This is a genomic window from Bradyrhizobium sp. UFLA05-112, from assembly GCF_053572325.1.
The window spans coordinates 1-10458 of sequence record NZ_JBANBK010000151.1 but is presented as its reverse complement, the minus strand read 5'-3'; the positions used below and the strand labels follow the sequence as shown (position 1 = coordinate 10458).

At 58.2% G+C, this 10458-nt stretch carries 3 protein-coding genes and 2 pseudogenes; 3 read left to right on the top strand and 2 right to left on the bottom strand.

Annotated features, from left to right (window positions below):
- Positions 1-97 precede the first annotated feature (97 nt).
- Positions 98-1204 (bottom strand): annotated as a pseudogene (locus SO180_RS41015) (sigma-54 interaction domain-containing protein); the annotation flags it as partial.
- A 331-nt stretch (positions 1205-1535) separates the two neighbouring features.
- Between SO180_RS41015 and SO180_RS41010 the strand changes: the two are divergent.
- Positions 1536-2012 (top strand): Lrp/AsnC family transcriptional regulator, encoded by a 477-nt coding sequence (locus SO180_RS41010; protein ID WP_449384466.1) that lies wholly within the window; start codon positions 1536-1538, stop codon positions 2010-2012.
- 906 nt (positions 2013-2918) lie between these two features.
- A complete protein-coding gene (locus SO180_RS41005) occupies positions 2919-3212 on the top strand; it encodes an HU family DNA-binding protein (protein WP_449384465.1) in 294 nt (97 codons plus the stop codon).
- Between the two features lie 59 nt (positions 3213-3271).
- Here SO180_RS41005 and SO180_RS41000 read toward each other — a convergent pair.
- Positions 3272-4496 (bottom strand): annotated as a pseudogene (locus SO180_RS41000) (ISL3 family transposase); the annotation flags it as partial.
- 501 nt (positions 4497-4997) lie between these two features.
- Between SO180_RS41000 and SO180_RS40995 the strand changes: the two are divergent.
- Positions 4998-10205 (top strand): Ulp1 family isopeptidase, encoded by a 5208-nt coding sequence (locus SO180_RS40995; protein WP_449384464.1) that lies wholly within the window; start codon positions 4998-5000, stop codon positions 10203-10205.
- Positions 10206-10458: the final 253 nt, after the last annotated feature.

Here is a 10458-nt window from a genome sequence, read left to right as displayed (position 1 = left end):
CGATGCCTTCACCCCCGAGGAATGCGCCAACTACCTCAAAAATTCAGGCTATCGAACTTAATGCCATCACGCTTTAATGCGAGTGGACGATGTGTCGCTATGGTCTTAGGCCAAGACGGCGAAGTCGATAGTCGAGTTTTGATCTTGTGATCTTCAGAAGGCGCGCGGCGGCCGACACGTTACCGTCTGCCTGGGCCAGTGCGGAGCGATAGGCGGCGACCTCCATCTCCGCAAACGGTTTGTCCGGAGAGGATGCGCCTCCGTTGACAGAGGCGGTGCTCTTGTCTTTCGCTGACGGTGGATCCACTTCAAGTAGCGGCATGCGTCCCAGTCGCCCTTCACTCGTGAGTTGGATTGAGAATAGTGGCAGCAGCTCTGAGCCGCTGAACAGATGACCAATATCTATGATGCCGCCGTCGTCGGCATAGACGACGCCACGCTCGATCAGGTTCTGCAGTTCGCGGATGTTACCGGGATAATCGTATTTGAACAGCGCGTCGGCGGCGCGCCGGCTGAAGCCGATCAGGTGCCGGCCGTGCCGCGCGCAATAGATGCCGAGGAAATGCGCCATTAAGAGTGGGATGTCGTCGCGCCGCTCTCGCAGCGGCGGGATCGCAATCGGGAATACGCAGAGCCGGAAATAGAGATCCTGCCTAAATCGTCCGGCCGCGACCTCGGCAGCCAGGTCGACGTTGGACGCCGCCACGACGCGGACGTTGAGCGAGATGGTCTTCGTGCCTCCGACGCGTTCAATCTTGCGTTCCTGTAGCGCCCGCAGCACTTTGCCCTGCGCCGAATAGGTCAGTGACGCGATCTCGTCGAGAAACAACGTGCCGCCGGAAGCGCGTCGAAATAGCCGGCGCGCGAGGCGATGGCGCCGGTATAGGCGCCTTTCTCCACGCCGAACAGTTCGGATTCGACAAGATGCTCGGGGATCGCGGCACAGTTGATCGCGACGAAAGGACCGGTGCTGCGTTGGCTCATGGCGTGCAACTGACTGGAGAACAGCTCCTTGCCGACGCCGGATTCGCCGACGAACAGCACGGTGGCGTCGGTCGCCGCGACGCGCTCGAGCTGGCGGCGGGTGCGAACGAATGCAGCGGAGACGCCGACCGCGACTGTGTCGCCGTCGTCCGCGCGGGGCGGGCTTTCGGTCGTCGTGATCGGGCCCTTGCCGACCGCATGGACAGAGCGGCTCCTCCATTCCAGCCCGAAATAGTTGCGCTCAGCCGCTTCATCACCCCATGCATCTGCGTGCTGGCCGACCACCACACAACGCGGCGCGCCCATACCGACGCATTCGACTTCCCGGAAGATGATGAACTAAACGCAAGGTCATTCGTAGCGGCGAGGGGCCGAGCCTGGCTCCTCGTCCGCCGGACCCAGTTCCAAAAGAGCTTTCTTGACGTCTTACTGAGGATTTCTGGTAGTCTGAAAGCTTCAAAAAGGCATTTTCGTTGCATTTTCTCGTCTTTCGGAGGATTTCGCCATCGCATAGGATCTTGACGGCGAAATTCATCTCAAAGTGGCCGGTTATGCGATACGACCGAATAGACGCGCGCATCCTCGAGATCGTGCAAAAGAACAACCGCCTAACTTCAGATGTAATCGGTGAAATGGCCGGACTTTCTGCGACCGCGTGTCAACGACGACTGAAGCGGCTCCGTTCCGAAGGCATCATCGAAGCTGATGTCTCAATCCTGTCGCCGAAGGCGGTAGGACAACCGATTCAGATGCTTGTGCTGGTGACCCTGGAACGGGAGCGTTCAGATATAATCGATAAGTTCAAGAAGGCCATCAAATCGTCCGTTCAAGTCGTCAATGGATTTTACGTCACAGGCGACGCCGACTTTGTCCTCTACATTACCGCGGGCACCATGGAAGAGTATGAGCAGTTCACGCGGCGATTCTTCTATGAGAACACGGACATTAAGGGCTTTAAAACGATGGTCATAATAGATCGCGTAAAGGCGGGCTTCGCCATTCCTGTTGAGGAGCCGCCTGAGGATTGACAAGGAATTGCAGCCCACTAATCTTTGACGCTGCAAGTAACAAATAGACTCGCAATTCCCGGATCCGCTGCGACTCCGGGCAGCTCGAGGCCATGGGAAGTCAATAGGACGCCGAGATGCCCACTCTGATTGCATTGTCAGTCACCTACGGCGCTGCGTTGGCCGAAAGACGTTGCGTAAATCTGTTCGATCCTTGAGACGTCGTCCCCCTTAAGCGCCGTGAATTCGCTCTTTCTCGCGCCTTCAACAGCTTACCCCGATATTGTCTAGGGACCGACCGATAGACTGTTCAGCGTGCGCTCCGGTATGTCGATCATGTTCTCGATGCTGGCGCGGAAGTATCGACGCCGAGAAGGAAGGTGACTTCGTTGGCAATATCCCTTCCTATTGTCTGACGCACACGCGATACAGAAACTCCACCTGCCGCGTCGCATCGAACAACCGGTAGAAGTCTGCCCCATCCTCGAGAATCCCGACGTTGCCGCTTGGCGTCGCCTCCGATCGGATGCAAGAAGGCGCTCCCCGAATCTCTCAAGCACGTTTGCGATCCGATCGAGGCTGGCCGAGGATAAAAGAACCCTTGCCAACAAAACGTCATAGAGATCAACCTTCGGAGGGACCGGTTCACGGGCAATCGCTTGGCACACTGCGCACTCCCGGTCCCGATCAGAAGACGGGGGAAAGAGCCGGCGATCAAACCCGCCTGGTATAAGAAGCAGGCATTGCCGGAAACACATCGAACTGATCCTTGTATTTTGGCTTCCAATAGGTTCTAAGCTCGTTACTTCTTCATAACCCCCGCGTGAACAGGAAGCGATTCGTGCGGTTTTGACGAGAGTCACGGAGCCGGCGTATTTCACGCATTTGAATTGTTCTGTGCTTTCAAAGGAGACCAGCGTGGCTAAGATGACCAAGAACCAGCTAATTGATGCAATTGCTCAAGGAACGCAGATTTCCAAGGCTGACGTAAAGGCAGTCATCGAGCAGATGGCGACTGTAGGCTACAATGAGTTGAACCAGTCCGGTGAGTTCGTCATTCCCGGCTTCGTCAAGATGTCGGTCGTGAACAAACCTGCTACCGAAGCTCGCAGCGGAGTTAATCCCTTCACTAAGGAGCCGATGGAATTCGCGGCCAAGCCGCCCAGCAAATCGGTTAAGGCGTCACCGCTCAAGGTTGCTAAAGACGCAGTCGCGATATGATTTAGCCCCCGCTCTCTGTGTATAGCCTCACGCGCGTGAAGGCCCTCGGCCTGACAGGTCCGGCCGATTGTCATGAGACGAGCGATCGTTCTGGCCGACGGAATCCGTTGAAGGTTTTGCGTGTCGGCCTTTTCAGCTCGTCGTCTGCGGGTCGTCCACTCGCTGATGACGCGAAGCGAGCCTCGGAAGCCTCGCGCCTTCCGGCGGCGCCATAGTTCAGCTCCGTTGCGACAACCGGACGCCCACTGATCGTCGAGCCAAGGCAAATGCAGGTCCAATGAGCTTTGTCGGGTCCGGAAAACATCGTTGCGCTCGCCGCGGATCACGTGCCGAACCAGCTTCCTGCTGTGGCCAGTTTGACGCACGATCTGCTTGATAGGTAAGCCATTCTTCGAAAGAGACAGGATGGCCGCATTGGTCTCCTCGCGGCGAAGATAGCCCTCATACTGGAGGCGCTCGGCGGCTGTGAGCAGTTTGGGATCAATCGTGGTCGCACCGATGACGGTGCGTATCTGGCGCATCGATTTGCGGACGGCATCAAGGAAGGCTCGGCTGGCGTTCTCCATCAGATGCCAACGATCCGCGACCTGTACCGCGTGCGGCAAGGCCTTTGCTGCCGCTTCGCCATAGCCACCGCCACGATCGCGGGCGACGATCGAGATCGCAGGATGGGCAGCAAGCCGGGGGCGGTCGCAGGCTCCCGATCCGGCAGCAGGGTGACGACCCGGCGGCGTTCCAGATTGCAGATAATGCTGGCGTATCGGTGATTGCGGCGCCAAGTCCAATCATCGCTTACCAATCATCAACGCCGATAACTCTAAGCGGATCAGCCGACGGACGGCTACGGCGCCGGACGACGCGGAGCAACGTATCCTTGCTCACCGGCAGCATCAGCCTTTTTGCGAAGCCTGCCGCCGGTCGACCACCAAGCGCCAAGCCGAGGTGATGAACGATAGACTCCATCCTCGCCGTGCGCCGCGCCGACGGAGCCAGCACCCCTTCGGCGAAGCGCTCCGTGAAGATCTGGCGCCCGCACAGGACGGCGTCGCAGCGGAAGCGGCGGGCGATTACCAGGAGCTGGACGATCCGCCCCGCGAGCGGCAGATCGGTCACACGTCGCCGATATCGACCATGGACACGCCGGGAAACCGTTCCGAACGATGGACACAGACCAACGCTTCCCGACGCCCGGACCGCAATAACGGCATTATCACCTCCGAAGTACGCACTCTCTACAACAAATCCACTCGGCACCAAATTGGAGCGCTGGAGTGCTTGCTGCATGGCGCTGATTCTCCCCAATCAAAAACGCCAGACATCCCCCAAACTGCATCAAAAGTGAGTCAGAGCCAATATTGCAGGCCGAATGACACCTCCTGAACTCCATAATCGTTTCATCTTGATGTGCGGAGTGCCAAATTCCTGCCATCAGCTCGCCCAGCGCCGCATCCCGGCACGAGGGAGTCTCGCGGCAAGGTCAAGGCCAACTTCCATGCCAGCGACCGCGCCTACGGCTCACCCGTGTCGGCGTGACCTTCTCGTCCCCAACAACCCGGTGCACGCATTTGTCCTGACGCGGCACTCGGAACAGGGCTGTCGTCAGGTTCTCGACAGCTATCGCCCATAGCTGTGTCCACAGGACAAGCTGCCGATCGCAATGCAAGAACATGGAGCGCGTCGAGGGGGACGCACCTTGGTTTTCTGTCGGTTCCGACGAGGCCGCGTCGAGGCAAGTTGCCCCCAAACTCAAGATTTAATTCTACCACATCTTGAAAGTGAGAACGAATGGAGTGCGCCTCAACAAACCCGGTGCGTCAACAATTGAGCAGCGCGGCCCCGCAAGAGAACTCACCGGCTCCGTCCGCGGATGCTACGGCTTTCGAGCAGCAGCTGAGCGAAACAAGCAATTCAGGTGGTCGCGTGCTGATGCAGCCGTCCAGGCGACCGGGTGCATCGGCATCGGAGGCTCAGCCCGTCTTGCAACGGACCGGGGCAGAAGATAGCGGGGCACCAAATAGCGGTGGAGGCGGTTCGGCACCGACTAAGTCGACTGGGGTTTTGGTCGGTCACAGCAATCGCCCTGTCTATTCCCAAGATGCGCTCATCATTTCGAGGCTTGGGTCAGCCCTCGTCAAAGGAGGCGCTGCGAAGTGCACCGCAGAGAACAACGTAAGTAATCTTCTCACTCTCGACCGCTGGCTCTTTGAGAACGGGAAGAAGACTATTGCTGCTCGGCTTAACGACGAGTCGCTGGCGGCTGATGTCGAGGAGTTTATAAAGAAGGGCGGTACCAAGAAGGTGCGTAAGGCACTAGATCATCTTCGCACCTCCGAGTCCGCGGGTGGAGTCGTGCCGATCACGGGCATCGTTAAGCTTAGTCCTTATCCACAGGACGCGGCCCTCATAAGGCAGTACAAAAACGAAACACGAACAGCTACCGGCCGGAACAACGCAACTGCACTTACCAGGTTCAGTGACTACCTACGCGAAAAGAGCAAACGGACCATTGCTGGCCGCCTCTCCGACAAGTCGCTGGAGAATGATGTCGACGAATATAAGACAAGCGTCGGGTATGATCCCAAGATCGTATCCGCATTGGGTCGCCTGCGAAAATCCCAAGCGGGCGCGCAAGCGATTGAAGTCGAGCGTCTTATCGCACCAGCTTCAGGTTCTGAAGACGAGGTCCTGACCGAGCCGACGTGCATTGGGGACGCCTCTACGCAGCAAAGCCTCTCGGAGGTAGCTATCAGCTGGCCAGAGGTCCTTCCTGCGGAAGGTCACGATCAGGATGTTTCGTTGGAGATGATGAACGAAACGGCCCCCTCGTCGCCTTTTCAGTCGAGTACCCCAGTGGACCCGTCGCTAGGCGGGACGTCGCTCATCATGCAACAGAGCGTGCAGAACCACTCGCCAGCTCCATACGGTGAAGACGGCGGAGCGATGCTGTGCCATTCGCTACTGCCGTCGACTCAGCCAGTTGCGGCTTACGTCGATGGCAGCCAGCTTCCTCTCTATTCCGATGACGCTTCCCTTATTTTCGGCCTTGAAGAGGCCGTCGCTGGGTCCGATGGAGAGCACTTGCTCAACTTATCTCGATGGCTTTTTGCAAGCGATAAGCCGGGCATTGCCGCTCGCCTGCACGACGACTCGCTCAGTCAGGATGTCGAAGAGTTCGAGAGAAGCTGGGGCTCCTCGTCGCTCCTTACAACCTTAGCTCGTCTCAAGGCTCCCCGGTCGGCCGACGTAGCCCCGCCGCTCGTGAAACGCGCCGTCCTCAAACCTTACCCCAAGGATGCGGCTCTCATCAACGAGTACAAAAAAGCGCCTGCGGGAGGGATCACTCAAGATACCGCCAAGACCTATGCAACTCTGCTTGCGGATTTCAGCAGCTATCTGCGCAAAAAAAGCAAGCCTGGCATTGCTGCTCAGATTTCCGCCAGGTCGCTGCATGAACTTGATAAGGATGTCGAGGGCTATAAGGACTCCGGTGGCAAACGGAAAATCCGTACCGCACTGGCGCATTTCCTCAAGTCGCGAGGGGGCGTCAGAGCGATAGAGCCCGAGCGCTGGAGTCCCGCCGGTCCTGATCCCGTCGTGGTCCTGACAGAGCCGAGACATGTCGGAGAGGATGCTGCGCACCACAGCGCGTCCCTGGGAGGTGTCAGCTTGGCCGAGGTCCGCCGTGCGGAGGAGGACGATCAGAGTTTGGCTTGGGAGATGATGGATGAAGCCCGCCCTTCGTCGGCGCTTGAGCTAACCGCGCAAGTCGCTGCATCACTAACGGACACGGCGAGCGGGCGTGAATACATCCAGGAATCGCAGGAAGGCGGCGCAACGCTGCCAGGCGCGTCGGCATCGCAGCCGGGCCAGTCACCTTGGGCTTTCGTAGGTCCCATCGGGGACCCTCTCTATTCCCAAGATGCATCGCTTATTAACAGATTAAGGCCAGCACTCATCAAGCGGGGTTTCAAGCCGCGCACCATCAGGGATAATGTCAATGCGCTTCTCAGATTGGGGCGTTGGCTCCTCAAAAGTAAAAAGCCGGAAATGGCTGCTCGGCTCAACCACGAGTCACTGGATGAAGATACCAAGGTCTTCGACAAGACTCCGAACGGGTCCATCCTTACGGCATTGCGTCATCTTCGGGCTTCTCAGTCGCAAAGCGGCGGCACGCCCATCGCAAGCCGCGCAGAATTGAATCCTTACGATAACGATGCGGCCCTCATTAAAGAGTACAAAGCAACCACCACCAAGAACTTCAAAACTACGAGCACATACGCAACTGCTCTCGGGCGTTTCAGTGAGTACCTCCGCGGGAGCAACAAGCCGGGATTTGCTGCTCGGCTTTCGAGCAAATCGTTGGATGAAGATGTCTCGGCTTACCGGAAGGAGCCCGATAGCAATCGGAAGATCGGTGCCGCACTGGCGCACCTGCGAGAATCGCCGACAGGCACACGAGCGATCGAACTCGAGGAGCCATCATGCGAAGAGGTGCTCAACGATGAGCGAGTCCCACAAGACACAACGGAATTAGCGTTAGTGGAGAGAACGCCTGCTTTTGACGATTCGCAAGCACTTCCGGCTGACCGCAGGCTCTGCTGGAGCGATAACTTGGGCGATCGCGAGCCACAGGCCTTCACGGATGACCTGGAGACGGTCTGGCAGGAGGCGCAGCCCACGATGTACGCGGGAGGATATGGATGCACGACGTCGTTGCATACTCTAGGCGAGTCAGCCGAGTTCTCTATCAACGCGAAAGCAGATTCTGGTCGCCGGTTCCGTGTCGACCGGGGACCGAGCACGCGTCCGATCTATCCTGAGGATGCCTCCTTCATCTCTGGGCTTAAGGAAGCGATGATTTCGGCAGGTTACCAGGAGAGGACCGCAGTTGCCACTGCACAGGCTCTGCGCAGGCTGAGCCAATGGCTCTTAGTTAACGAGAAACCAGCGATAAATGCTCAGCTTGAGAGCAAATTGCTGGACCTGGATGCCAAGAAGTGCGGTGGGTACTTCGCCGGTTTGTCACTAGCCCATCTCCGGGCATTCAAATCGGCCGGCGGAATCGCTCCAATCAAGCGGCGGGGTGAGGTCGCGGAAACCGCCGAACAGCACGGTGCGTCACAAAGGCCTTTCAATTGGCCAGTGGAGCTCGCTCCCGGAGAGGATGACCAGAGGGTTTCTGAGCAAACGTTGAGCTGGCTAGGGATACCTGGGGAGGATAACGCCCAGATGACACTTGAGCCGGCTGCGAGTGGTTACCCGGCTCAAAACCCCGGCGAGGCCTTCCAATCTTCGGTTTCGCACCGGCTAGATATAATCAACCTTTCGCCAAGCGAAGAGGTGATGATCAACTGTGCGCATGGAACAGCGGATTTCGCGCCGGCCAAAAGGCGGAGGATTTTTAGTCCGCAAAGTCTCGCCACGACGACCCAGTCGGCCAGCCAAGTCGCGATGACTGCAGCGGCGGTTCATGAGTCTCCCTATCCGGACGACGCGGACCTGATCAAGAAGTACAAACTGCAAGCCGTGACTGAGGGTACCGCAAGTACAGCTAAAGGTTATGCAAGCCTGCTCACTGATTTCAGTCGCTACCTTCGTCAGAACAAGAAACACAGCATTGCTGCCCAACTTAACGACAGGGCCGTCGATAAACTAGAGACAGACGCTAATCTTTATAGAGAGGCTGGCGGTTACAGAGCTGTCACTGCGGCGCTCGCACATCTCCGGGCGGGAGCGAGCAAACGCATTCCCGCTCCTTTGTACTCTGCGGACGCCTCCCTTATTGCAGACCTTGAGCCCGCACTGATCGGCGCGGGGTACGAGGCAATCACGGCCAAAACCCTGTATGTTCGTCCTCTGCGCAGATTCAGTCAGTGGCTATTTGCAAACGACAGGTCGGGAATCGCTGATCGTTTGGAGGATGAATCGCTGGACAACGATGCCGCAGCCTTCGAAAAAGATCGAAAAAATCGAGTATCTACGGCCCTAGATCGTCTACGAGACTCCCGGTCCGAAGGCGGAATAGCACCAATTATAGTCCGCCAGGGAAACGTTGAGCGCGTCGCTTTGAAGCATAACTGGCCAGAGGAGCTCCCTCCGGAAGGTGACGATCAGGATCTGCTTTGGGCGATAGAGGAAGACGGCCCACCGAATGGCCTGACAAGCCATGAGCAGACGCAGGAGGTAGAACAAGCTCCACGGCAGGAACCTGCCGGATCCACCTCGACCTGGTCGCTTCAGATACCGTCCGACTTTGATTGGAGTCTGTGGCCGGCCTGGGAAGCCGCGCCATCATTGCCTGTTGCGGCTCAGCCGCCTTTGACACCCTACGAGCTGCGTGACGATGCTGACTACGCGTTTCCGCGCACACCGCCTGATGCTCTAGTCGGGACTTGGGATCCGGCAGCCTCGATCCACGGACCGAGCGGGCGGATCCTCGACGACCTGGAATGGCTGGGCGATGAGCATATCGCGGCGGATTACGCCCTCCTGTCACGTGACTTGCAGAGCGACAATCCGGATTTGGCGGCCCGAACTCGCTTCGTGGAGCCCGCGACGGCCCATATGCTGCGCAGGACTCTAAACGAGGACGTCATCCTGGAAAACTTGCATGGAATCGTGAACGACAAGGATGGTAACGATACCGCACGCTTTCTGTTTTTGCCGGTGAATGATGATGAGGATGATGGCGGCCGCCATTGGTCCCTGCTGCTCCTTGATCGCGCCGCGCGGGAAGGGCCGGTTGCCTATCATTACGACTCCGCCGAGGGACGCAATCACACTTCTGCAGCAAAGCTCGCCGAGGCGCTGCATGCCCGCCTCGAGCGACGCCCCATGGCCCAGCAGCAGAACAGTTATGATTGCGGCGTCTACGTGGTGGACGGCACGCGAGAGCTGGTTGGCCAGTTGGCGCAAGGACAACGGCCAGAGCTGCTGAATCTCGACCACCTCGTCGCGAATCGGGGCGCGCTGCAAAACCGCCTCAGGCAGTGAGCGCAGTACGGCTGACGGGCGCCAACACAACTCGTATGTGAGGACGAATACCTCGTACCCTTTCACCCGGCGGAGATACCATTGTTCCCCGCCGGTGAGGAGTTGGAAGGAGCGCGGCGAGACCATGTTGCTTGGTTCAGGCACTTGACTGTCAATCGGCTTCCAAATTTGACCGGCGTATTGCCTCAGGAAGGAATGTTACCCGGGATGAAGGTCTGCGAGCTCCGCAGACCGATCTCGAAGCTGCGGCGAA

Coding starts and splice junctions, on each gene's coding strand:
- SO180_RS41010 (WP_449384466.1), top strand. CDS start 1,536: ATGCGATACGACCGAATAGACGCGCGCATCCTCGAGATCGTGCAAAAG.
- SO180_RS41005 (WP_449384465.1), top strand. CDS start 2,919: ATGACCAAGAACCAGCTAATTGATGCAATTGCTCAAGGAACGCAGATT.
- SO180_RS40995 (WP_449384464.1), top strand. CDS start 4,998: ATGGAGTGCGCCTCAACAAACCCGGTGCGTCAACAATTGAGCAGCGCG.